Source organism: Microbacterium sp. ZW3a (genome assembly GCF_057167165.1).
The window spans coordinates 3,094,717-3,117,451 of the sequence record NZ_CM169903.1 but is presented as its reverse complement, the minus strand read 5'-3'; the positions used below and the strand labels follow the sequence as shown (position 1 = coordinate 3,117,451).

The window sequence follows — 22,735 nt, the reverse complement described above, 5'->3', positions numbered from 1 at the left end:
AAAGATTCGCGAATCTTGCGATCACGCTAAGAGCGCGCTGAGGGCCCCGATATCTCGACGGTGGCGCACACGGAGGCCCCTCAGCCACCGGGGAATAGACTGGATGCCATCGACACCGTCTCTCCGGGACCATCTGTGACCACTCCTTCTTCTGGGCGCACGCTCGACGTGCGTCACGTGCAACTGGCGCGCGCGCTCTTCGCCGCGCTGGCCGCCGTCATGGTCACCTTCTCGTCCGATCACTCCGCCGCGGTCGGCGGGAGCGTCTTCAGCGGGTTCGCGTTGTCGACGGCGCTGGTGTTCGGCCTCGCGGCGTGGCTCGTGTTTCCGCGCGGACAGCGTGCCACCCCGGTGCTTCTCGCCGTGATCACGGGGATCGCGGGGCTGGCTGCCAGCATCACCGTGTGGCGCTCGACCACGTTCTTCTTCGTCCTGATCATCTCGTGGGCCCTGCTCAGTGGGATCGTCGAGCTGCTCGGCGCCGTGCGTGACCGTCGCGCCGGCCGGTCGGCATCCCTCGCCCGCGACGGCATGACCGTCGGCATCCTGACGCTCGTGCTCGCGCTCGCGTTCCTCTTCACCCCCATGCAGTACTCCTGGGACTACGCCATCGAGGGCGCCGGGTCGTTCACCCTCACCGGAATCACCATCGCCGTGGGAATCTTCGGCGGCTACGCGGCGATCGTCGCCGTATACCTGGCCATCGCCGGGTTCTCGCCGCGCACCCCGCACCCCGTTCCGGCCGTACCCACCGAGGAGGCCGTGTCATGACCGACAAGCCCACCCGCCGCGACCTGATGAAGCCCGTGCAGCTTCTCGGGCTCGCCTTCGTCGCCGCCCTGTTCGCCGGAATCGTGACGCTCGTTTCGATGGGAGCGTTCCAGCAGCGCCCCGCCGAAGAGGTCCAGCGCGCGCTCGTCATCGCGGTCGTCGCCGCCGGCGTCACCTTCATCGTGGTGCTCGTGAGCGTCGCCCTGCTCCTGCTCGCGGTCGATCCCGCGCAGGTGACGAAGAAGGTCGACCGTCCGCTCCTCGTGCCCCACGACGACGAGCCCGACGCGACGGATGCCACCGAGGCGACGCCGCGCGACGACCCCGAGGCTCCGCGCGCCTGAGTCTCAGACCCGTCGCGGGTCGATCATCGTCATGCCCGCGGGGGTGGCGAAGTCCATCGCGGGCAGCATCCGCGCCGCCTCGTCGAGGCCGACCACCCGTTCGATGAGGTCGTGCGGGCGCAGGGCCCCGCTCTCGATGAGGGCGAGCATCTCGGGGTAGTCGACCGCGGACATGCCGTGGGTGCCGAGCACGTCGAGCTCCCACGCGATCACCCGCGCCATCGGCATCGCCGTCATTCCGTCGGCGGTGGGAAGCAGGCCGATCTGCACGTGGCGGCCGCGGCGGCGCAGGCTCAATACGGCATCGCGCGCGGTCTGGGCGCTGCCGACGGCATCGATCGAGACGTGGCTCCCGCCGTCGGTGAGGGCGGCGACGGATGCCGGGACGTCGGTGCCGTCGGAGAGGATCGTGTGCTCCGCGCCGAGACGTCGGGCCACCTCGAGCGCGGCGGACGTCCGGTCGACGGCGATCACGCGGGCGCCCAGTGCGACGGCGATCATCGCGACGCTCAACCCCACGCCCCCGGCCCCCACGACGGTGACCCACTCGCCGGCACGCACGCGCGCGCGGCCGGTGAGGGCGCGATAGGCGGTGGCGAAGCGGCATCCGAGGGCCGCCGCCGCCTCGAACGACACCCCGTCGGGAATGCCGACGAGGTTGGTGTCGGCCGCGCGCAGCGCGACGCGCTCGGCGAACGACCCCCACTGCGTGAAGCCGGGCTGCTCTTGGCGCGGGCACACCTGGGCGTTGCCGCCGCGGCACCACTCGCACTCGCCGCAGCCCATGACGAAGGGCACCGTCACGCGATCGCCGACGCTCCAGTCGCGCACGCCTGCTCCGACCTCGACAATGACCCCGGCCAGCTCGTGCCCGGGCACGTGGGGGAGCGCGATGTCGTCGTGGCCGACCCACGCGTGCCAGTCGCTCTTGCACAGCCCCGTCGCGTGCACCTCGACGACGACCCCGCCCGCCGGTGCCGTCGGCGCGGCGACGTCGCGGACCTCGAGGGGCTGGGCCTCGGCGTTCATGATCATCGCGCGCATGGCATCCATTCTCCCGGGGACGCCCGCCGCCGCCCTTCGCGATAAACGCGATTCCCGCGGGGAAACGGGTTTCCGCGGCGTTTTTGGCCGGAAATCGCGTTTATCGGCGGGCTTACAGCGCGTCGACGACCCGCGACGCCAGACCCGCGTACGTCGCCGGGGTGAGCGCGAGCAGGCGCTCCTTCGCGGCGTCGCCGATGTCGAGGCCGCGGACGAACTCCGCCAGCTCGGGGCCGCCGACGCGGCGTCCGCGCGTGAGGTCTTTCAGCAGGGCGTACGGGTCGCTGATCTGCGAGCGGCCCGCGGCGATCTCGGCGCGCACCACGGTCTGGATGGCCTCGGCGAGCACCTCCCAGTTCACGTCGAGGTCGGCCAGCAGCACGTTCTCGGCGAGGGAGATCTCGGTGAGGCCGCGCTGCAGGTTGTCGAGCGCGAGCAGCGAGTGGCCGAAGGCGACGCCGATGTTGCGCTGCGTCGTGGAATCGGTGAGGTCGCGCTGCATCCGGCTCGTGACGAGGGTGGATGCCAGGGTCGCGAACAGTCCGCCCGAGATCTCGAGGTTCGCCTCGGCGTTCTCGAAGCGGATCGGGTTGATCTTGTGCGGCATCGTCGACGAGCCCGTGGCGCCGGCGACGGGGATCTGCGTGAAGTAGCCGAGCGAGATGTAGGTCCACACGTCGGTGGCGAGGTTGTGCAGAATGCCACCCGCGTGCCGCGCGCGATCGTACAGCTCCACCTGCCAGTCGTGCGACTCGATCTGCGTGGTCACGGGGTTGAAGCCCAGCCCCAGCGACTCGATGAACGTCCGGGTGAGCTCCGGCCAGTCGACGTCGGGCTCGGCGGCGACGTGCGCCGACCAGGTGCCGGTGGCACCGGAGAACTTGGCGAGGTACTCCCCGGCATCCACCTGACGGATGACGCGGTCGAGGCGCCACGCGAAGACACCGATCTCTTTGCCCATCGTGGTGGGCGTCGCCGGCTGGCCGTGCGTGCGCGAGAGCATCGCGGCATCCCGGTGCTGCACGGCGAGCTCGGCGAGGGCCGCGGTGACGCTCCGCAGCTTCGGGAGCCACACGCGCTGCACCGCGCGCTGCACGGTGAGGGCGTAAGCGGTGGAGTTGATGTCTTCGCTCGTGCACGCGAAGTGCGTCAGCTCGGCGAGGGCCGAGAGCCCGAGGCTGTCGAGACGGTCGCGCACGAGGTACTCGACGGCCTTGACGTCGTGGCGCGTGACCGCCTCTTTCTCTTTGAGCCAGGCGATCTCGTCGGCGCCGAACTCTTCGTAGAGCGCGCGCAGCCGGGTGCGGTCGGCGTCGCTCACGGGCGACGTGCCGAACAGCGACCGGTCGGTGAGGGCCAGGAGCCACTCGACCTCGACCTCGACGCGGGCGCGGTTGAGCCCGGCCTCCGAGAGGTAGTCGCCGAGTTCGGCGACGGTGGCGAAGTAGCGGCCGTCGAGCGGGCTGAGGGGCTGCGGGGGCAGAGAGGACACGGGTCTCCCGGGGATCGAGCGAACGGGTCAGCCCGCGGAACGGATGGCGGGCTCGAGCTGCCGGAACAGGGCCCTGCTGGCGCGTTCGATCATACCGAGCACCTCGTCGAACATCGGGGGGCCGGCGTAGTAGGGGTCGGGGACGTCGAGGGTCTCGGCATCCGGGACGAACGACAGCAGCAGGGCGATTTTGTCGGCGTCGTCGTCGTGATGCGCCCAGCCCCGCAGCACGCGCTCGTGGCTGCGGTCGAGGGCGACCACGAGGTCGTTGTGTTCGAAGTCCGAGAACTCGAACTGTCGTGCGCGGTGGGCGGCACCGTCGTAGCCGAGGCGGTCCAGCGCGGCGAGGGTGCGGTGATCGGCGCGCTCGCCGACGTGCCAGTCGCCCGTGCCGGCCGAGGTTGAAACGACGCGACTGCCGAGCCCGGCCTGATCGGCGATGCGGCGGAACACCACGTCGGCCATCGGCGACCGGCAGATGTTGCCGCTGCAGACGAACACGACGCGGAAGGGCGCGTCGGCACTCGCGGTCATCCCCCCATTCTGTCGGGGACGCGCGCTCAGCGCATCAGCGATGTGACCGGTCGTCGCGACTCGGCCGGAACAGTCCGCCGAGGATCGCGTTGATGATGCCGATCAGCAGCGCCGCCACGACGGTGAGCCAGAACTCCCCGGTGCGCAGTCCCCAGTCCCAGTTCGACGTGATGACCCCCGTCAGCCACAGCAGGAACCCGTTGATGACGAGCGAGATGAGCCCGAGGGTCAGGATGTAGAGCGGGATGGCGACGATCTTCACGACCGTGCCGACGATGGTGTTGACCAGGGCGAAGATCAGCCCGACCAGCAGCAGGGTGAGGGCGACCTGCAGTCCCTCGCCGGGGGCGAAGGGGATGAGCTGCACCTGCAACGCGGGCAGCAGGGTGACGATCCAGATGGCGAAGGCGTTGACGGCGACGCGGACGACGAAGCGCATGTCCCCATGGTGGCACGCGCGCCTGACGCGCGCACGGGGTCGCCGGTTAGGCTCGGCTCGTGAGCGAAGACCCGGTTCTCCCCCGTATCCGCCCTGAGATCGCCGCCCTTCCGGCGTACCGACAGGGACGTCAGGCCAGCGCGGACGCGTTCAAGCTGTCGAGCAACGAGAACCCCTTCGACCCGCTGCCCGGTGTGCTCGACGCGGTGACCGCCGCGACCGGGATCAACCGCTATCCGGATGCCACGGCCGCCCGGCTGCGCGAACGACTGGCCGCGCGCTACGGCGTCCAGGCCGACGAGGTGCACGTGGGGGCCGGGAGCGTGTCGCTGCTCGCTCAGCTGCTGCTCGCCACCGCCGGGCCCGGCGACGAGGTGATTTACGCGTGGCGCTCGTTCGAGGCGTACCCCTCGCTCGTCGCGGTGACCGGCGCCACGAGCGTGCAGGTTCCGCTCACGGCCGATGCCCGCCACGACCTGCCGGCCATGGCCGCGGCTGTGACCGATCGCACGCGTGTCGTGCTCGTGTGCAGCCCGAACAACCCCACCGGTCCTGCCGTCGGGTTCGACGAGTTCACCGCCTTCGTCGACGCGGTCCCCGCCGACGTCTTGATCGTGCTCGACGAGGCGTACGCCGAGTTCGTGACCGACCCCGACGCCGTCGAGGGCCACCGCGTCCGCGGCCTGCTGGCTCGGCCGAACGTCGTGATGCTCCGCACGTTCTCGAAGGCCTACGGTCTCGCGGGCCTGCGGGTCGGCTACGCCATCGGGCACACCCGCGTGCTCGACGCCGCCCGCAGCACCGCCATTCCGCTCGCGGTCACTGCCGCGGCCGAAGAGGCGGCGCTGGCGAGCCTGGATGCCGAGTCCGAGCTGCTGCACCGCGTCGCTGTCCTCGCCGAGCGGCGTGACCGTCTCGTCGCCCGCCTCCGCGAGACCGGGTGGGACGTCCCCGCCGCCCAGGGCAACTTCGTGTGGCTCCCCGCGGGGGACCGCGCGCTCGACGTCGCGACGGCATTCGAGGAGGCGGGCCTCATCGTGCGCCCCTTCGCGGGCGATGGCATCCGGATCTCGGTCGGTGAAGAAGAGTCCCTCGACCGCATCGTCGAGGTCGCCGCCTCCGTCGCCCCGCGCTGAGCCGAACCATGGTTCGGGATGCCGCGACCACCCCGGTGATCCCGGGATTCTTCCCCGACCCCTCGGTGTGCCGCGTGGGCGAGGACTACTACCTCGTCAATTCGTCGTTCGAGTACGCCCCCGGCATCCCGATCTGGCACAGCCGTGACCTGCAGACGTGGACGCAGCTCGGCAACGTCCTGACGCGGGAGAGCCAGTTCCCCGCGGGGGTGTCCGCCGCGAGCCGCGGGATCTACGCGCCGACCATCCGCCACCGCGACGGCACGTTCTTCGTCGTCGGGACGAACGTCGAGCGCGGCGGCGAGCAGTTCGTCGTCACCGCGAGCGACCCGGCGGGACCGTGGTCCGACCCGATCGTGTTCCCGGGGCTCGGGGGCATCGACCCCGACCTGGCGTGGGGCGACGACGGCTCTTGTTACCTGACCTACTGCGCGCTCGATGAGGCGCTGCGGCCCGAGGGCGGTTCGCTCCCCGTCATCGCGCAGGTGCGGATCGACCTCGATCGCGGCATCCGTCTGGAGGACCCGCGCGCGATCTGGCGCGGGTCGGGCTTGGCGCACCCCGAGGGACCGCACCTGTTCCGGCGCGGCGAGTGGTGGTACCTGCTCACCGCGGAGGGCGGCACCGAGCGCGGACACGCGGTGTGCGTCGCGCGGTCGCGGGCGATCGACGGCCCGTTCGAGCTCGCGCCTTCCACCCCGCTGTTCAGCCGCCGCAGCACCGGGTTCCCCGTGCAGAACACCGGCCACGCCGACCTCGTCGAGCGCTCCGAGGGCTCGTGGGCGATGGTGTACCTCGGCGTGCGGCCGCGCGGATTCACGCCCGGGTTCCACGTGAACGGGCGCGAGACGTTCCTCGCCCGCGTCGCCTGGGTCGACGACTGGCCCGTGGTGCACACCGACGATGCGCTGCCGGACCGCGCCGACACGGCATTCGCCGACGACTTCTCCGCCGCCGAGCTGCACCCGCGGTGGGTGTCGCCCCACGGGGCGCTGCCCGGCCCGCATCCCGCCGGTGGCCTCGCTCTGGGATCCCACGACCTCGCCGTCCGCGTGCGCGACCTGCGCTGGCGGTTCGAGGCACGCGTCGACGCGTCGGCTGCCGTGGGCCTTCGGGTCCGGCTCGACGAGCACCACTGGTACGAGATCACGCTCGACGGCGACGCGGCCGAGGTGCGGGCCCGCATCGGTGCGCTCGAGGCATCCGTGGGCTCCGCCCCTGCCCTCGGCGACGTCGTGACGCTCGTCGTCGAGGCGGCGGATGCCACCCACGACGGCCCCGACGACCTCCGGTTCGGCCTGGTCGACGACGACGGCGAACGCTGGCTGGCGACGCTCGACGGCCGCTACCTCTCCACCGAGGTGGCGGGCGGCTTCACCGGCCGCACCCTCGCGCTGCGGGCGCTCGGCGCGACGCCGGCCCGGGTCGTGAGCGCGCGTTACCTGCCGCTCGGCGACGAGTGACGGCCGCGTACGACTAGGCGCCGGAGGCTTCGCGCTGAGGAGTGTGCGCGGCCAGGGAAACCTCGAAGGTTGTTCCCTCCCCGGGGATGCTCGTGACCATGATCGTGCCGTCGTGGGCCGAGACCAGGGCTTGGACGATCGCCAGACCGAGACCGGAACCGCCGGACGCGCTACGCGCGGTGTCACCGCGCCAGAATCGTTCGAAAATGTGCGGCAGCGCCTCGCTGGGGATTCCCGGCCCCGAGTCGCGTACCCGGATGGTGTGACGCGCATCTCCGGCGACGATGTCCACCTCGACATCGCCGTCGGTGTGCTGCAGGGCGTTGCCCACGAGGTTCCGCACAACCTGCGCGAGACGTGCCCCGTCGCCGAGCACCTTCGGATCCCCCGAGACGGCGAGGTGGAGGGAACGGGCGGGATGAACGATCTGAGCGTCCGCGACGACGTCCCGGGCGAGCGTTCCGAGGTCGACCTCTTCGCTCAGCAGCGGCCGTCCCGCGTCGGTCCGGGCGAGCAGGGCCAGTTCGTCGGTCAGCTCGCCGAGACGTTGGAGCTGACGTGCAACCCGCAGCATGGCGGCATCCCGCTGCTTCTCGTCGCGGAGGCCGCCGCGCAAGTAGAGCTCGATCCACCCGTGCGCGGCCGTCAGCGGGGTGCGCAGTTCGTGCGAGGCGTCGGCGACGAAGGCCCGGACCCGATTCTCCGCGTCTTCCTGGGCATCGAACGCCGTGTTCACCGTGTTGGCCATCCGTGCGATCGCGGGGTCGCCGGACTCGTCGACGGGGAGGCGCAGGGTGCGATCGCCCCCCGCGATCCGCTCGGCGCGGTTGGCCATATCCGCCAGCGGTCGCAGCCCGCGGCCGACGACGATGGCGGCGACCGCGATGAGGGCCGACGTCGTGGCGAGCGCGACGACCACGAGGGCGGTGACAACGAGCGTGGTCGTGATGTCCCTCGGCGCGCTCCGCATGCCCAGGACGACCGCCGTGACCTCCGAGGAACTGCCGTCGTCGGCGTAGGCGAGGCCCAGCCCTTCGACGTCGATCCGTTCCGCGAGGTACGGTCCGGACGCGCGGCGGACTTCGGGGCTCGCCTCAGCGACGATCTCGCCGACGTCCTCCGGAGGAAGGCCCGATGTCGCGACCGCTTCGTCTCCGGCGAGGAGGACGACGCCGATGTCGTTCGCGACGAAGTTCTGCAGCACGTCGAGGTCGATCGTGACGCCGCCGCTGAGGCGCAGACTCGTGAGCACCCGTTCCCCCGCCGCGGTCAGGCGGTCGGTGTCGCGGTTCAGAAGGATCGACGGGACCGCGACCGCGCCGATCGCGGCGAACCCCAGGACGATGACGATGACGACCAGCGAGAGGCTGAGGGTCAATCGGCCGCGGATGGAGCGCATGCGCTACGCCGCGCCCGGATCGTCGATGCGGTAACCGAATCCGCGCACCGTGACGATCATCGAGGGCTGATCACCATCGATCTTCCGCCGCAGACTCGAGATGAAGCGTTCGACCACGTTGGCGTCGCCCCCGAAGTCGTACATCCAGATCTCCTGCAGGATGACGGTCTTCGAGAGCACCCTTCCGACGTTGCGCATGAGCAGTTCCAGCAGACGGAACTCCGTCGGAGACAGCTCGATCGTGGTGCCGCCTCGCGAGACGACGTGTCGATCGACATCGACGCGAAGTTCTGCGATCTGCAGAGTGTCGTGCGACGTGGCCGACATGTCGCCGGTGTCCCGGCGACGCAGGATCGCTTCGATCCGCGCGATCAGTTCGGTCACATTGAACGGCTTCACGAGGTAGTCGTCGCCACCCAGGCGGAGGCCGCGCACACGATCATCCACGCCGTCCCGAGCGGACAGGAAGATGATCGGGATGCGGGCATCCCGTGCGCGTATCAGGCGAGCGAGTTCGAACCCGTCCATCACCGGCATCATCACATCGAGCACGACGACATCCGGGGAACCGGAGGAGATCGCGTCCATGGCCGCGATCGCTCCGTCTGCGAGGACGGTGTCGAATCCGCTGAAGGTCAGCGTCGACTCGAGCATCGCTCGGATCTCTTCGTCGTCGTCGACCAGCAGCACGCGCGGGTTCATGCCGCCATCCTTTCAGCCCGCCTCCCGAAGGAGGGAGACGCCGCGGGGAGCGATCGGGAGCGACTAATGCCGAGGAGCATCAGCCCGGCACCGATCAACGACCAGAGGGTGAGACACACCACGGGGGCGACCAGGTCGGACGAGATACTCCCCTCGGCGACCTGCGCGCCGGCCCGCAGGAAGGCGGAGACGGGGAGGAAGGGTGCAACGGCCGCCAACCACGTGGGCGCGGTCTGGAGAGGGAGCGCGCCGGAAAGGGTCGATGCCTCGAGCAGCGTGAGGAGCCCGACTACCACGATGGCCCACCTGCCGAGCAGGACATGGAGACCCGAGACCAGCGTGGCAAAGGTCAGCGCGGCCAGCACGGCCAGCGCGCCGAACCCGAGGACCGATGCGAGGTCGATCCGGAAGATCGCGAGTATCGCGGTGACGGCGAGCCCCTGGGCTGCGCCGATCGCAAGATTGCGGCGGAACAGGTCCAGCGTGAGACGTCCGCTCGACATCGGCGAGACGAGAGCCGCCGCCGAGAGCGCCCGGGAGCGGATCGCGAGGGTGGCGATGGCGCCGATCCACAGCACCGCGGCGGCGATCACGGCGGGGAGCCACCCGGCTGCTGAGCCGGCGCTCGTCGTCGCGACGGTCACCGGCTGCGCCACCACGTCGGCGACCTGCGTGATCTGATCGTCGGTGTACGACGGCGCCGCCGCGGCTCCGTCCTCGAGCTTCGTGGCCAGCTCATCCGCCCCGGATGCGACATCGGTCGCGCCGACGACCAGGTCGGTCGCGCCCGTCGACAGGGTGTCCGCACCGGTGGCGGCGGACGCTGCGGCAGCGGCGAGCCGGTCGGCGCCCGAGGCCGCGTCTCGAGCACCGGCCGCAAGATCCGCTGCCCCCTCCACGAAGGCACCGGACGAGGCCGAAAGCGTCTGGGCCCCGCTCGCGGTCGTCGCCGCTCCCGCCGCCACCTGGCCGGCCGACGACGCGAGCGAGCCGGCCGACTGCGCCGCGCTCGCGACCGCGGCGCAATATTGCGCGCCCGCCGTGGGCGGGCAGGAGGACGCGAGCGTGGCGAGACCATCCGCCAGCTGCCGGGACCCGGCGGCGGTCGCCGACGTGGCGTCGCGCACCTGCGCCGTTCCCGCCGCAACGCCCGCGGTTCCGTCGCGCAGATCGGCCGCTCCGCCCGCAAGACTCGTCGCCCCGTCCGCCACCCGATGGCTTCCGGCGGCGACCTCGTCCGCCCCCGTGCTCACCTGCCGGAGTCCGCCCGCCACCTCGTCGGTCCCGGAGGCGACCTGCGCTACGCCGTCCCGAACCTGTCCGGTGCCGTCGGCCACCTGACCTGCGCCGGTAGCGGCGTCGGAGAGCGCCGTCGAGAGCTGGTCGACGCCGGTGACCGTGCTGGAGACGAACGCCGTGGTGATCTCGCGCCCGAGAGTTTCGGCAGCGGTGCGAGCGACGACCTGGGATGCCGCGGATGCCGCGGCGGAGGCCCCGGGGTCGGTCTCCAGCGTCACTTCGGTGGCGACAGGATCGTCGCCTCCGGCCGAGAGCACTGAAGCGGAGAATTCCTCCGGGATGGTCAGCACGGCGTAGTAGTCGCCGTGCTCGAGCCCCTCCGCGGCATCCGCCTCATCCGTCACGACCCACCCGAGCATGACACCGTCGTCGTCGGGGTGGACGAGCGCATCGGTGAGGGCGCGCCCCGCGGCCATGGGGCGATCACCGGTCACGATCTGGTCGTTGTTGACGATGGCGATGGGGATCTCGTCGGACCGGTTCATCCGATCGGCGAGGCTGGCCGACGCAACGGCGGCGCCGAGGAGGGGAAGGGCGATCGCGACGGCGCTGACCAGCGCGATCGTACGTCGACTGGTCGAACTCACGCGGAGGCTCCGATCTCGAGGAGGGAGGGGGCTTGATCGGTCACGACCGGACGGACCGTGACGATGGTTGCTCCTGCGTCCGTCAGTGCGCGGACTGCATCCGGGCCCGGATCGCCGATGAGGAACAGGATGCGGGCACCGCAGGCGTGCGCCACCGCCGCCGACAGCATCTGGCGCGCTGCCGGGTCGAGGTCGGAGATCCCCAGGTCCAGATCCGGAAGGATGTGCTCGACGACCGCCAGGCGTTGACGTCGCCGCCGACGTCCGCCTCCGGCCAGGGCGATCATCGTCCTCGCGAACCGGCGCGCGGTGTCGGAGCCGGAGACGTCCGTCGATGAGACAACGGCAGTGAGGCGACGCACCGCGGCCCCGCTGTCCGGCAGCACCCTGCCGGCGGCGACCAGCGTGCCCGAGACGAAGTCCGCGCGCCCGCTGAGCGCGTAGACGAGGCGGCGTCTCAGCGAGTCGTCGATGCTCACGGCCTCGCCGAATCGGACGTCGAGCGTGAGGGGGACGTCGTCCGGATCGACTCGGAGGTCGCGGGCGCTCAGGGCGAGTGCTGCCATCGGGCCGTCGTCGACCGCGGCCTGCCGCATCACCGCCTCTCCCTCGATGTCCACCGTGGGAAGGATCCGCTCCAACCACCGCGGCAACCACCAGGCGTGACGGTGGAGCGCCACCATGATCGCCGGGACCAGCGTCATCCTGACGAGGAAGGCGTCGACGAAGACCCCCACGGCGAGACCGACCGCGATCGGTTTGATCGTGTCCGTACCTCCGGGGATGAACGCGACGAACACCGAGATCATGATCACCGCGGCTGCCGTGACGACCGGAGCCGAGTGTGCGAATCCGCTGACCACGGCCTCTCGCGCATCGCCGATGTGGCTGTACTCCTCCCGCATCCGACTGACCAGGAACATTTCATAGTCCATGGCGAGCCCGAACAGCACACCCATGACGAGGATCGGCAGGAAGCTCACGAGGGGCCCGGGTGAGTCGCCGCTGAGCAGAGCGGGGAACCATCCCCACTGGAAGATCGCGACGATCGCTCCGAACGACGCTCCGACGGAGAGGAGGAAGCCGAGCGTCGCCTTGATCGGTACCCAGATGGAGCGGAACACCAAGAGGAGGAGCACGAGCGACAGGCCGACGACCGTGAGGGTGAACGGCACGAGGGCGGCTTGCATCCGCGCGGAGATGTCGATGTTCACGGCGGTGGTGCCCGTCACCCGGATGTCCGAGATGCCGTACTTCTCCTCCCAGGCCGGCGCCTGAGAGCGAAGCTCCGCCACGAGGTCTGCCGTCCGGGGGTCGTTCTGGCCGCCCTCGGGAATGACGCGGAACAGCGCGGTGTCGCCCGCCGCATTGGGTGTCGCCAGGGGGACGGCGACGACCCCGTCGAGCTGCTCCAGGTCGTCCTGAAGCTGATCCACCACCTCCACCGGGTTGCTCGGTGAGAGGACGTCCGCCGTGATGAGGAGCGGAGCGTTCCAGCCGGGACCGAAGGATGCCGCGATGGCGTCGTAGTGATCGCGAGTGATCGTGCCGACGGGCTGCGTGCTCGCGTCTCGCAGGCCCAGCTGCATCGACATCGTCGGTACCGCGACGACTCCCACCCCGAGCACGACCAGCACGATGGTGATCGCCGGCGCACGGGTCACGAGCCGCACCCATCGCTGCGCGAGCGGAGGTCTCGATGCCGCTTTCGTCGACCTCTGACGGTCCCGTGGTCGGAGCCGTGCGCCCGCGAGCAGCGCGACGGCGGGCAGCAGGGTGAGCGCGGCCAGCACCCCCATCGTCACCGCGAGTGCCCCTCCCACCGCCATCGTCGTGAGCGTCGGGATACCGACGACCAACAGCCCGCCGAGGGCGATGACGACGGTGATGCCCGCGAACACCACGGCGGTGCCGGCGGTGCCCAGAGCCCGTGCCATCGCCTCATGGGGCGTCTGTCCCCGAGCAAGCTCGTGACGATGGCGGGAGAGGACGAAGAGGGAGTAGTCGATGGCCACGGCGAGCCCGAGCATGCTCGAGAACGCCGACGTCGACGGAGAGATCGCGGTCAGGTGCGAGGCGAGGAACAGCGCGCCGAGCGTCGTGCCCACGCTGGTGAGCGCACCCACCAGCGGCATCCCGGCGGCCAACAGTGATCCGAAGACGATGATCAGAACAAGCAGGGCGATGGCGAGGCCGATCACTTCGCCGAGATGGCTCTGCTCTTCTTGGACGTTGTAGGCGCTTCCGCCGATGGTGGACGTGACGCCGTCCGTGTCGCCGACGGCCGCGTCCTGGACGCCGTCGAGCACCGACTCGGAAGGTTTCCGGTCATCGAACTGGACGGTCGCGAGCGCGGCGTCGCCTCCTGCGTCGATCGTCAGGTCGTCGATGGAGCTGACCCCGGCGACGCCGTCCACGGCGGCAATCTCGTCGAGGCGCGCCTGCATGACCGCGCGATCGTCCGCGCTGGTGATGTCACCGTCGTCCGCACGAAACAGCAGCTGAGCGCTGGCTCCCGACGCCGAGGAGCCGAACCGCGTCGCCAGGACGTCCTGCCCTTCCTGGGACTCAGTGCCCGGAATGGAGTTGTCGTCTTCGAACGCCGCTCCCGCCCCGAATCCCATGCCGCCAATGAGAAGCAGCACCGCCACCCACACGCCGATGACGGCGAGACGGTGGCGGCCGATGAAACGGCCGAGGCGATGAAGAGCGAGTGACATGGGTCCTCCGGAGTGAACGTGGGATCGCCTTCCATCCGAGTGCGCGAGCCTGACGGTCCCAGGGGTGCGGACCTGACCGTCTCCTGACGGCATCCGTCTTGCGGGTGTCTTCAGCGATCCGTCAGGGCTTCGCCAGCGTTCGTGCGCTGGACCCGGCAGCCTGTGGTGCTCGAATCGGGATATGGCCCTTCCCCGCTCCCGTCGCGCTGTCTTCCTCACGCTCGGTACGGTCCTCGTGGCGGTCCTCGCCGTCGCCGTCGTCGGAGAGATCACGGCCCGTACGCGCATCGAAGAGCGCCTCAGCTCTCTCACCACAGACGCTCCGGGCGTGCACGCCTCGCCCGCCGATGGGTTGGCGCTGTGGTCGCTCGCCACCGGGCACGTGGGCATCGATATCGCCCTCGATGACGCCGCGGTGGCGACCGTCGTCGAATGCCGCACGGACCAGGATGTCGACGTCGCGACGAGCACGGACGGCATCGCCGTTCAGACCGACCTCGACCTCCGTGGCAGGACCATTCCCGTACGCGCCACGTTCGTCGCCGACACGCGGGATGGCGGGTGGGTCCTTGCCGTGGAGAGCGTCGACATCGGTGGGTTCGCTCTCCCGCCGTCGGCGGTCGGAAGGCTCCTGGGCGATCGGGCGCCCGAGTGGCTCTCCACCGGATTTCCCCTGCCCACGATGCGTGGGCTCACCGTGACCGGAGTGCGACTCGCAGAGGGAGAAGCGCACCTGTCCGTCACCGCACCCGTCGGTCTGGACGGGCCGGCATCCGACCATCCGCTCGCGGCCCTCTCGTGCGGCCCCACTTCACCTCAGGAGTCCCGATGAACACGCCTTCTTCCGACGAGTCCGCCGCGGACGCGACTGCGGACCACGCGGGCGGCCGACCGAGACGCACGCGCCGCCAGTTCCTCTGGGGTGCCGGCCTCGGCGCCCTCACCGCGGGGGCGGCGGTCGGGGTGGGAATGCCGCTTATTCGCGGGTTGGCGTTCCCTCCACTCCCGCCGCGTACTGCTCCGCAGGCGCCCGGCTCCTTGCGGATCGATCACGTCACCGTCATCGATCCGCGGGAGGGAACACGGGACGAGGACGTCTCCATCCTGATCCGCGACGGGCGGATCGTCGCGGTCGGGGACGTGGCATCCCTCGTAAGCGATCAGAGCATACGGACCGTGGACGGCGCAGGGCGCTTCGCCGTGCCCGGCTACAACAACATGCACACGCACGCTCTGCAGGCGCAGAATCCGGCTCTGATGATGGCCACCATGCTCGCGGAGGGAGTCACGGGCATGCGGCAGATGCTGGGCACGTCCGAGATGCTCGCTCACCGCGCCGCCGGCCGGCTGCCGCTGTCGGTGCATGCGCCGCGTCTGCTCGCGATGCCGGGGGAGATCCTCACGCCGTTCAACGCGGGGTCGGTAGACGCCGTGCAGAAGGCGATCGATGCGCAATACGACGCCGGTGCCGACTTCATCAAAATGGTGCTGACCGATCGCGACGTGTTCTTCGCTGCGATCGACCGTGCCCATGCAAAGGGCCTGCGCATCGCGGGTCATCTTCCCGAGTCGGTTCTCCCGTCGGAAGCCTCGGCGGCGGGATTCGATTCCATCGAACACCTCGGTGCCTCCGACGGGATCTGGATCGAGACCTCGTCCCGCCGTGACGAACTGTGGGCGACCGACGACACCGGACTGCCCCTGCCGGCGTGGATCGCGGGCGTGCCCGGGGTCGGTGAGATCTATACAGCCACCTCGGCGAAGAAGCTGATCAACCCGGCGGCATTCGATTCACCCGAGGCTGTCGCCTTCAAGCGGGAGGCGGTGCAGGGATTCGACGAGGGTCGCGCCCGTGCGCTCGCCGCGACGTTCGTGAAAAACGAGACGTGGCACGCGCCGACCCTTGTGCGCCTTCGCACGCAGTACCTGATGGATGCCGCCGAGTACGAGGCTGACCCCTGGCTCTCCCACATGACGGAGAGCACGCGCCGTGACTACGACGATGTCCTGGCGACCTTCCGGGCGCTCCCGGACCTCACACGCGAGAGCTACCGCGAGGTCTACGACACGGTGCTGCGGGTGACGAAGATCCTCCACGACAGCGGGGTGCCGATGATGGCGGCCACCGACGGGCAGGGCAAGGCGCCGGGGCAGCGCCTGCAGCTCGAGTTTCAGGAGCTCGCGAAAGCCGGCATCCCTCCCCTGGACATCCTGCGGATGGCCACCACTGCCCCGGCCCTGTACCTGGGCAGGACGGCCACGATGGGCGTCATCGCACCGGGGGCGGATGCCGACGTGCTTCTGCTGGCCTCGGACCCGACGGTGGACGTCGCCGCTCTGGGATCCATCACCGCCGTCGTCCGCGACGGCCACTTCCTCCGCACGGAGGACCTCGACGCACTCATCGAGCGACTGGCCGAGGAGCCGCCGGAGGGCAGCGCCCTCACATTCCCGGGAGGCGCTACCCCGTACGAATGCTGCTGACAACGCGGGCGCGGCCCTCGGCGCCGGCCCATCGGCCGAAAGTCCGCTTGTCGGAAACCCACGCCGGATCGTGGCATCCGTTGTGCACCTCATGCGGTGCGGGGCATAGCCGGACCGTTAGCGTGGGTACATGACCCCGCTCGACGACCCGGCTCTCGTGCGCGTTCTGGCAGCCGACGGCACGCTGGCGCCCACCCCTGAGGCCGAGCGCTATCTACCGCTGATCGACGCTCTCACCGACGCCGAACTCGAGACCTTCTACCGCGACATGGTCTCGATCCGCGCGTTCGACGTGCAGGCGACGAACCTCCAGCGCCAGGGGCAGCTCGCCCTGTGGCCGCCGTCGTTCGGCCAGGAGGCCGCGCAGGTGGGGTCGGCCCGGGCCGCGCGGGCGCAGGACCACCTCTTCCCGTCGTACCGCGAGCACGTGGTCACCCGCATCCGCGGCGTCGACCCGCTCGACATCATCCGGCTCATGCGCGGCCTCACCCACGGCGGGTGGGACCCGACCGACCCGAAGAACGGCAACACCCACATCTACACGCTCGTGCTCGGCGCGCAGACGCTGCACGCCACGGGCCTCGCCATGGGCCTGGTGTTCGACGGCAAGTGCGGCACCGGTGACCCCGAGCGCGACGAGGCCGTCATCGTCTACTACGGCGACGGTGCCTCCAGCCAGGGCGACGTGCACGAGGCGATGGTGTTCGCCGCGAGCTTCCAGACGCCCGAGGTGTTCTTCCTCCAGAACAACCAGTGGGCCATCTCGGTGCCCGTCGCCACCCAGTCGCGGACCCCGCTGTTCAAGCGGGCCGAGGGCTATGGCATCCCGAGTGTCCAGGTCGACGGCAACGACGTGCTCGCCAGCTACGCCGTGTCGAAGGCCGCGCTCGACGAGGCCCGGTCGGGCGAAGGGCCCCGCGCGATCGAGGCGATGACCTACCGCCGCGGCGCACACACCACGAGCGACGACCCCACGAAGTACCGCACCTCCGCCGAAGAAGAGGCGTGGGCCGGACGCGACCCGATCGCCCGCATGCGCGCGTACCTCGAGGGCCGCGGAGCCTCGCAGCAGTTCTTCGACGACGCGGATGCTGAGGGTCGGGCACTCGCCGACGATGTGCGCACGCGCACGAACGAGCTCGGCACGATCCCGCGCGAGCACATGTTCGAGAGCGTCTACTCCGAGGCGCACGCCCTCGTTCAGGAGGAGCAGCGCTGGCTCGACGACTACGAGGCCTCGATGGAAGGGGGAGCGCAGTGACCGAGAACCTGCCGATCAGCCGCGCCCTCAACGCCGGTCTCCGCCGCGCGCTCGAGACGAACGACCGCGTCCTGCTCATGGGCGAAGACATCGGTCCGCTCGGCGGCGTCTTCCGCGTGACCGAGGGGCTGCAGAAGGACTTCGGTCCGCGCCGCGTCATCGACTCGCCGCTGGCGGAGTCGGGCATCGTCGGGACCGCGATCGGCCTGGCAATGGGCGGCTTCCGTCCCGTGCTCGAGATCCAGTTCGACGGCTTCGTCTTCCCGGCCTTCGACCAGATCACGTCGCAGCTGGCGAAGATCACCAACCGCCACGAGGGCGGGGTGCAGATGCCCGTCGTCATCCGGATCCCGTACGGCGGGCACATCGGCGCGGTCGAGCACCACCAGGAGAGCCCCGAGGCGTACTTCACGCACACCCCGGGCCTGCGCGTGGTGAGCCCCTCGACGGCGAACGACGCCTACTGGATGATCCAGCAGGCGATCGAGTCGCCCGACCCCGTGATCTTCCTCGAGCCGAAGGCGAAGTACTGGCAGAAGGGCGAGGTCGACACCGAAGCCCCCGCGCTGCCGCTGCACGCCAGCCGCGTCGTCCGCCGCGGCACCGACGTGACCCTCGTCGGCCACGGCGCGATGGTCACGACGCTGCTGCAGGCGGCGGCGCTCGCCGAGAGCGAGGGCACGAGCTGCGAGGTCATCGACCTGCGGTCGCTCTCGCCGGTCGACTACGGCCCGCTGCTCGACTCGGTGCGCCGCACCGGCCGCATGGTCTACGCGCAGGAGGCGCCAGGCTTCACCTCGCTCGGCTCCGAGATCGCCGCGACCGTCACGGAGAAGGCGTTCTTCGCCCTCGAAGCCCCGGTGCTGCGCGTGTCGGGCTTCGACGTGCCCTTCCCGCCCGCGAAGCTCGAGGGCACGTACCTGCCCGACGCCGACCGCATCCTCGAGGCCGTCGACCGCTCCCTCGCCTACTGAATCGCTGCTGAAAGGGGCACTCCCGTGACCGAGCAGACTTTCGTCCTCCCCGACGTCGGAGAAGGACTCACCGAGGCCGAGATCGTCCAGTGGCGCGTTGCGCCGGGCGACGAGGTGGCCGTCAACGACGTCCTCGTCGAGATCGAGACCGCCAAATCCCTCGTCGAGCTGCCCTCGCCCTTCGCCGGAACCGTGGGCGATCTGCTCGCCGCCGAGGGGGCCATGGTCGAGGTCGGGGCTCCGATCATCACGATCGGGTCAACGGATGCCGCGCCCCCCGCGCCCGCGGCACCGACGACGGTCCCCGAGGCCGACGACCCGGGCGGGGCCGTCCTGGTGGGGTACGGCACGGGTGGCGCGGTGTCGTCGCGGCGCCGGAAGCCCGCGCAGCGGCCGGTCACGGCATCCGTCGGGGTCGTGGCGAAGCCACCGATCCGCAAGCTCGCGCGCGACCTCGGCGTCGACCTGGCGACGGTGACCCCGAGCGGCGCTGCCGGTGAGGTCACGCGCGACGACGTCGTGAAGCACGCCGAGCAGGCCAGCGTCTTCCGCAACATCGAGACGCCCGAGTGGGGCGCCGTGCGCGAAGAGACGATCCCCGTGCCGGCTCCGGCCGCCCCGGCGCCGGTCGACGACGCGCGCGAGGAGTCGATCCCCGTCCGCGGCGTCCGCAAGGCCACCGCGAACGCCATGACCTCGAGCGCATACAGCGCGCCGCACGTGTCGGTGTGGGTCGACGTCGACGCCTCGCGCACGATGGAGCTCGTCAAGCGCCTGAAGGCTTCGCCCGACTTCGCCGACGTCAAGATCTCGCCCCTGCTGATCATGGCGCGCGCCGTGATCTGGGCGCTCCGCCGTACCCCGATGATCAACGCGGCCTGGGTCGACTCCGAGGACGGCGCGCAGATCAGCGTGCGCCACTACGTCAACCTCGGTATCGCCGCAGCCACGCCGCGGGGCCTGCTCGTGCCGAACATCAAAGACGCGCAGGCGATGAACACGCGCGAGCTCGCCAAGGCGCTCGAGAACCTCACGCTCACCGCGCGCGAGGGCAAGACGAGCCCCGCCGACCAGACCGGTGGCACGTTCACGATCACGAACATCGGCGTGTTCGGAGTGGATGCCGGTACCCCGATCATCAATCCCGGCGAGGCCGGCATCATCGCCCTCGGCGCGATCCGGCAGAAGCCGTGGGTCGTCGACGGCGAGGTGCGCCCGCGCTGGGTGACGACGGTGTCGGGGTCGTTCGATCATCGCGTGGTCGACGGTGACGGCATCTCGCGGTTCATCGCCGATGTGGCATCCGTGCTGGAGGAGCCGGCGCTGCTGCTGGACTGACGCGCGATCCTCGCCGATACCCGGGGCGAAACCGAATCGATTACCCCTCGTGACAGCCCGTTACCACCCGTAACGCGCGCGTTTCGGCATCCGTCTGACGCTTGCTTTGGTAGGCGCATGACTTCGCACCGCACCGCACGACTGGCCACGATCCTCAGTGCCGCCGCCGCCGCCCTCCTGCTCACCCTCACCGGTTGCGCCGGGGGAGCCGCATCCACCGACGAGTCCCGCATCGTCCTCGGCGCCGACGACGGCAACGAGCCGCACTGGACGGTGCTGAAGCAGAAGCTGGCCGAGGAGGGCATCGACCTCGAGGTGCGCACGATCAACGACGGTGTGCAGCTCAACCAGGGCGTGCAAGACGGGGAGCTCGACGTCAACCTGTTCCAGCACCTCATCTACCTGTCGCAGTTCAACGTCGACGGCGGGGGCACGCTGGTGCCGGTCGGGGCCACCGCGGTGTACCCGCTCGCGCTGTACTCCGAGCAGTACACCGACGTGAAAGACCTTCCCGAGGGGGCGACCGTCGCCATCCCCAACAACCCCACGAACCTCGCCCGCGGCCTGCTCAACCTGCAGACCGCCGGCCTGCTGACGCTCAAGGACGGCGGGAGCGCCTTCTCGACCCCGGCCGACATCGAGACGACGACGGTCGAACTCCTTCCCGTCGACACGAACCAGACCGTGTCGGCGTTGAAGGACGGGAGCGCGCAGGCCGCGATCGTCAACAACACGCAGGCGCAGAAGGGCGGGCTCGGCGACGAGCTGATCATCTTCAAGGAAGATCTCGACAACCCGACGCTCGCGCCGTACATCAACGCCTTCGTCACGCGCGACGACAAGAAGGACGATCCGCGCTGGGAGAAGCTCATCGCGGCGTACCACAGCCCCGAGGTGGAGGCCGCGGTCACCGAACTGAACCAGGGCAACCTGCAGTTCAAGGCCGACTGGACCGCCGCGCAGCTGCAGGACGAGCTCTCGACGCTCGAAGAGGCCGTCGGAGCGCCGCAGGGATGACCGCGGTCATCGAGCTCCGGGGCGTCACGAAGAGCTTCCGGACCGATCGGCGCACGACCACGACCGCGGTCGACGACGTGTCACTCCGCGTCGAGGAAGGGTCGATCGTGGGCGTCATCGGGTACTCCGGTGCCGGCAAGTCGACGCTCGTGCGGCTGCTCAACGGTCTCGAGCAGCCGACCTCGGGCACCGTGGAGGTGCTCGGCGTCGACATCGGGGATGCCACCGAGGCGACGCTCCGTGACCTGCGTCGCCGCGTCGGCATGATCTTCCAGCAGTTCAACCTGTTCTCCTCGCGCACGGTCGCAGCGAACGTGGCGTACCCGCTCAAGGTCGCCGGCGTGAAGAAGGCCGATCGCGAGGTGCGGGTCGCCGAACTCCTGGACTTCGTGGGGATCGGCGACAAGGCGCGGCAGTACCCGCGGCGTCTGTCGGGCGGACAGAAGCAGCGCGTGGGCATCGCGCGGGCGCTCGCGACGAACCCGCGCATCCTCCTCGCCGACGAGGCGACGAGCGCGCTCGACCCGCAGACGACGGCCGAGGTGCTCGACCTGCTGCGCGAGGTCAACCGGCGCCTCGGCATCACGATCGTCGTCATCACGCACCAGATCTCGATCGTGCACGAGCTGTGCGATCAGGTCATCGTCATGGACGGCGGTCGCGTGGTCGACAGCGGCGACACCTATCGCGTGTTCGCGCACCCGCGAGCCGACCTGACGCGGCGGTTCGTCGCCGCGGTGACCCAGGGCGTGCCGACCGGAGACACGCTGACCGCGCTCGCCGCGGGCGGCGGAGACCTGGTGAGCGTTGAGATCAACGAGTTCTCCAGCGAAGACGCCTCCGCGGTGTTCCATCGCCACGGCGCCCGGCATTCGGTCGTGTACGGCGGCGTGACCGACGTGCTCGGACGGCAGCTGGGCACCCTGACCTACCGGGTGCAGACGGATGCCGAGACCCTGGCGCTCGTCGTCGCCGACCTACGGGCACGCACCGACGTGGTGCTGCCGACCGAGGGGGATCGCGCATGAACGAGTGGGACACTCTCGCACCCGTGTTGCTGCAGTCGATCGGCGAAACGGTCTCCATGGTGGCGGTGTCGCTGCTGCTCGCCGGCGTCGCGGGGCTCGTCATCGGCGCTCTGCTCTACGCGACGCGGCCGGGCAATCTCTTCGAGAACCGCGTCGTCTTCGCCGTTGCGAACCTCGTGATCAATGTCATCCGCCCGATCCCGTTCATCATCTTCCTCACCGCGGTGGCCCCGGTCACGCGTGCCGTGACGGGGACGACCCTCGGAACGGATGCCGCGATCGTGCCGATCACGATCATGGCCACGGTCGTCATCGCGCGGGTCGTGGAGCAGAACCTCGTCGCCGTCGATCCCGGCACCGTCGAGGCTGCCCGCGCGGTCGGTGCGCGCCGGCTCGGGGTGCTGTTCGGCGTGGTGATCCCCGAGGCGCTCGCGCCGCTCATCCTCGGCTACACCTTCATGTTCATTGCGGTCGTCGACATGTCGGCCATGGCCGGTTACATCGGCGGCGGCGGGCTCGGCAACTTTGCGATCATCTACGGCTACCAGCAGTTCAACGCGCAGGCGACGTGGATCACGGTGGCGATCATCGTGGTCATCGTGCAGGCGGCGCAGCTCCTCGGCAACACGCTCGCGCATCGCATCCTCCGCCGCTGAGGTGGGCGCGGAGCGGCGCGGGCGCGGGCGGAGCCCCCGTCGTCCCG

General features: G+C 70.2%; 20 protein-coding genes. 12 read left to right on the top strand and 8 right to left on the bottom strand.

Annotation, left to right across the window (positions count from 1 at the left end; translation table 11 throughout):
- Positions 1 to 135: 135 nt before the first annotated feature.
- Positions 136 to 771, top strand: coding sequence for an acyl-CoA synthetase (locus tag ACU6WY_RS14525; RefSeq protein ID WP_483820348.1), 636 nt, complete (start codon positions 136 to 138; stop codon positions 769 to 771).
- Positions 768 to 1,115 (top strand): amino acid transporter, encoded by a 348-nt coding sequence (locus ACU6WY_RS14520; RefSeq protein ID WP_483820347.1) that lies wholly within the window; start codon positions 768 to 770, stop codon positions 1,113 to 1,115. Before ACU6WY_RS14525 ends, ACU6WY_RS14520 begins: the two co-directional genes overlap by 4 nt.
- A gap of 3 nt (positions 1,116 to 1,118) precedes the next feature.
- On the opposite strand, the gene ACU6WY_RS14515 is transcribed toward ACU6WY_RS14520, so the two are convergent.
- The 4 genes from ACU6WY_RS14515 to ACU6WY_RS14500 all read right to left on the bottom strand — a co-directional run bounded on the left by ACU6WY_RS14515 (position 1,119) and on the right by ACU6WY_RS14500 (position 4,624).
- The gene (locus ACU6WY_RS14515; protein WP_483820346.1) at positions 1,119 to 2,159 is read right to left on the bottom strand and encodes a zinc-binding dehydrogenase; all 1,041 of its coding nucleotides are present in this window, start codon (positions 2,157 to 2,159) and stop codon (positions 1,119 to 1,121) included.
- A 112-nt stretch (positions 2,160 to 2,271) separates the two neighbouring features.
- On the bottom strand, positions 2,272 to 3,651 hold the full coding sequence (gene purB / locus ACU6WY_RS14510) for an adenylosuccinate lyase (RefSeq protein WP_483820345.1): 1,380 nt from the start codon (positions 3,649 to 3,651) through the stop codon (positions 2,272 to 2,274).
- A gap of 27 nt (positions 3,652 to 3,678) precedes the next feature.
- On the bottom strand, positions 3,679 to 4,185 hold the full coding sequence (locus tag ACU6WY_RS14505; protein WP_483820344.1) for a low molecular weight protein-tyrosine-phosphatase: 507 nt from the start codon (positions 4,183 to 4,185) through the stop codon (positions 3,679 to 3,681).
- Positions 4,186 to 4,219: 34 nt separating this feature from the next.
- Positions 4,220 to 4,624 (bottom strand): phage holin family protein, encoded by a 405-nt coding sequence (locus tag ACU6WY_RS14500; protein ID WP_483820343.1) that lies wholly within the window; start codon positions 4,622 to 4,624, stop codon positions 4,220 to 4,222.
- Between the two features lie 59 nt (positions 4,625 to 4,683).
- On the opposite strand from ACU6WY_RS14500, the gene ACU6WY_RS14495 reads away from it, so the two are divergent.
- Together ACU6WY_RS14495 and ACU6WY_RS14490 are read left to right on the top strand one after the other, a co-directional pair.
- The gene (locus tag ACU6WY_RS14495; RefSeq protein WP_483820342.1) at positions 4,684 to 5,760 is read left to right on the top strand and encodes a histidinol-phosphate transaminase; all 1,077 of its coding nucleotides are present in this window, start codon (positions 4,684 to 4,686) and stop codon (positions 5,758 to 5,760) included.
- An 8-nt stretch (positions 5,761 to 5,768) separates the two neighbouring features.
- A complete protein-coding gene (locus ACU6WY_RS14490; RefSeq protein ID WP_483820341.1) occupies positions 5,769 to 7,223 on the top strand; it encodes a glycoside hydrolase family 43 protein in 1,455 nt (484 codons plus the stop codon).
- 13 nt (positions 7,224 to 7,236) lie between these two features.
- Here ACU6WY_RS14490 and ACU6WY_RS14485 read toward each other — a convergent pair whose 3' ends face one another.
- The 4 genes from ACU6WY_RS14485 to ACU6WY_RS14470 are packed head-to-tail and all read right to left on the bottom strand — an operon-like array spanning position 7,237 to position 13,930.
- Positions 7,237 to 8,622, bottom strand: coding sequence for a sensor histidine kinase (locus tag ACU6WY_RS14485; RefSeq protein ID WP_483820340.1), 1,386 nt, complete (start codon positions 8,620 to 8,622; stop codon positions 7,237 to 7,239).
- A 3-nt stretch (positions 8,623 to 8,625) separates the two neighbouring features.
- Positions 8,626 to 9,324, bottom strand: a complete 699-nt coding sequence (locus ACU6WY_RS14480; RefSeq protein WP_483820339.1) for a response regulator transcription factor — start codon at positions 9,322 to 9,324, stop codon at positions 8,626 to 8,628.
- A complete protein-coding gene (locus tag ACU6WY_RS14475; RefSeq protein ID WP_483820338.1) occupies positions 9,321 to 11,210 on the bottom strand; it encodes a YhgE/Pip family protein in 1,890 nt (629 codons plus the stop codon). The genes ACU6WY_RS14480 and ACU6WY_RS14475 overlap by 4 nt, the downstream gene beginning before the upstream one ends.
- Positions 11,207 to 13,930, bottom strand: coding sequence for an MMPL family transporter (locus ACU6WY_RS14470; protein ID WP_483820337.1), 2,724 nt, complete (start codon positions 13,928 to 13,930; stop codon positions 11,207 to 11,209). The genes ACU6WY_RS14475 and ACU6WY_RS14470 overlap by 4 nt, the downstream gene beginning before the upstream one ends.
- Positions 13,931 to 14,111: 181 nt before the next feature.
- On the opposite strand from ACU6WY_RS14470, the gene ACU6WY_RS14465 reads away from it, so the two are divergent.
- The 8 genes from ACU6WY_RS14465 (at position 14,112) to ACU6WY_RS14430 (ending at position 22,688) form a co-directional block, all read left to right on the top strand.
- Positions 14,112 to 14,762, top strand: a complete 651-nt coding sequence (locus tag ACU6WY_RS14465; RefSeq protein WP_483820336.1) for a hypothetical protein — start codon at positions 14,112 to 14,114, stop codon at positions 14,760 to 14,762.
- Positions 14,759 to 16,414, top strand: coding sequence for an amidohydrolase family protein (locus ACU6WY_RS14460; protein ID WP_483820335.1), 1,656 nt, complete (start codon positions 14,759 to 14,761; stop codon positions 16,412 to 16,414). Before ACU6WY_RS14465 ends, ACU6WY_RS14460 begins: the two co-directional genes overlap by 4 nt.
- Positions 16,415 to 16,544: 130 nt before the next feature.
- Complete coding sequence (locus tag ACU6WY_RS14455; RefSeq protein WP_483820334.1) at positions 16,545 to 17,675, top strand: thiamine pyrophosphate-dependent dehydrogenase E1 component subunit alpha; 1,131 nt, start codon at positions 16,545 to 16,547, stop codon at positions 17,673 to 17,675.
- Entirely contained in the window at positions 17,672 to 18,649 is a 978-nt protein-coding gene (locus ACU6WY_RS14450) for an alpha-ketoacid dehydrogenase subunit beta (protein WP_483820333.1), read from the top strand. Before ACU6WY_RS14455 ends, ACU6WY_RS14450 begins: the two co-directional genes overlap by 4 nt.
- 24 nt (positions 18,650 to 18,673) lie before the next feature.
- Positions 18,674 to 19,987, top strand: coding sequence for a dihydrolipoamide acetyltransferase family protein (locus ACU6WY_RS14445; RefSeq protein ID WP_483820332.1), 1,314 nt, complete (start codon positions 18,674 to 18,676; stop codon positions 19,985 to 19,987).
- Positions 19,988 to 20,104: 117 nt separating this feature from the next.
- Positions 20,105 to 21,004, top strand: a complete 900-nt coding sequence (locus ACU6WY_RS14440; protein WP_483820331.1) for a MetQ/NlpA family ABC transporter substrate-binding protein — start codon at positions 20,105 to 20,107, stop codon at positions 21,002 to 21,004.
- A complete protein-coding gene (locus ACU6WY_RS14435; protein WP_483820330.1) occupies positions 21,001 to 22,032 on the top strand; it encodes a methionine ABC transporter ATP-binding protein in 1,032 nt (343 codons plus the stop codon). The genes ACU6WY_RS14440 and ACU6WY_RS14435 overlap by 4 nt, the downstream gene beginning before the upstream one ends.
- Positions 22,029 to 22,688 (top strand): methionine ABC transporter permease, encoded by a 660-nt coding sequence (locus ACU6WY_RS14430; RefSeq protein WP_483820329.1) that lies wholly within the window; start codon positions 22,029 to 22,031, stop codon positions 22,686 to 22,688. The genes ACU6WY_RS14435 and ACU6WY_RS14430 overlap by 4 nt, the downstream gene beginning before the upstream one ends.
- The last annotated feature ends 47 nt before the right edge of the window (positions 22,689 to 22,735 follow it).

Coding starts and splice junctions, on each gene's coding strand:
- ACU6WY_RS14455 (WP_483820334.1), top strand. CDS start 16,545: ATGACCCCGCTCGACGACCCGGCTCTCGTGCGCGTTCTGGCAGCCGAC.
- ACU6WY_RS14480 (WP_483820339.1), bottom strand. CDS start 9,324: ATGAACCCGCGCGTGCTGCTGGTCGACGACGACGAAGAGATCCGAGCG.
- ACU6WY_RS14430 (WP_483820329.1), top strand. CDS start 22,029: ATGAACGAGTGGGACACTCTCGCACCCGTGTTGCTGCAGTCGATCGGC.
- ACU6WY_RS14490 (WP_483820341.1), top strand. CDS start 5,769: ATGGTTCGGGATGCCGCGACCACCCCGGTGATCCCGGGATTCTTCCCC.
- ACU6WY_RS14465 (WP_483820336.1), top strand. CDS start 14,112: ATGGCCCTTCCCCGCTCCCGTCGCGCTGTCTTCCTCACGCTCGGTACG.
- ACU6WY_RS14435 (WP_483820330.1), top strand. CDS start 21,001: ATGACCGCGGTCATCGAGCTCCGGGGCGTCACGAAGAGCTTCCGGACC.
- ACU6WY_RS14470 (WP_483820337.1), bottom strand. CDS start 13,930: ATGTCACTCGCTCTTCATCGCCTCGGCCGTTTCATCGGCCGCCACCGT.
- ACU6WY_RS14440 (WP_483820331.1), top strand. CDS start 20,105: ATGACTTCGCACCGCACCGCACGACTGGCCACGATCCTCAGTGCCGCC.
- ACU6WY_RS14505 (WP_483820344.1), bottom strand. CDS start 4,185: ATGACCGCGAGTGCCGACGCGCCCTTCCGCGTCGTGTTCGTCTGCAGC.
- ACU6WY_RS14515 (WP_483820346.1), bottom strand. CDS start 2,159: ATGCGCGCGATGATCATGAACGCCGAGGCCCAGCCCCTCGAGGTCCGC.
- ACU6WY_RS14460 (WP_483820335.1), top strand. CDS start 14,759: ATGAACACGCCTTCTTCCGACGAGTCCGCCGCGGACGCGACTGCGGAC.
- ACU6WY_RS14520 (WP_483820347.1), top strand. CDS start 768: ATGACCGACAAGCCCACCCGCCGCGACCTGATGAAGCCCGTGCAGCTT.
- ACU6WY_RS14485 (WP_483820340.1), bottom strand. CDS start 8,622: ATGCGCTCCATCCGCGGCCGATTGACCCTCAGCCTCTCGCTGGTCGTC.
- ACU6WY_RS14500 (WP_483820343.1), bottom strand. CDS start 4,624: ATGCGCTTCGTCGTCCGCGTCGCCGTCAACGCCTTCGCCATCTGGATC.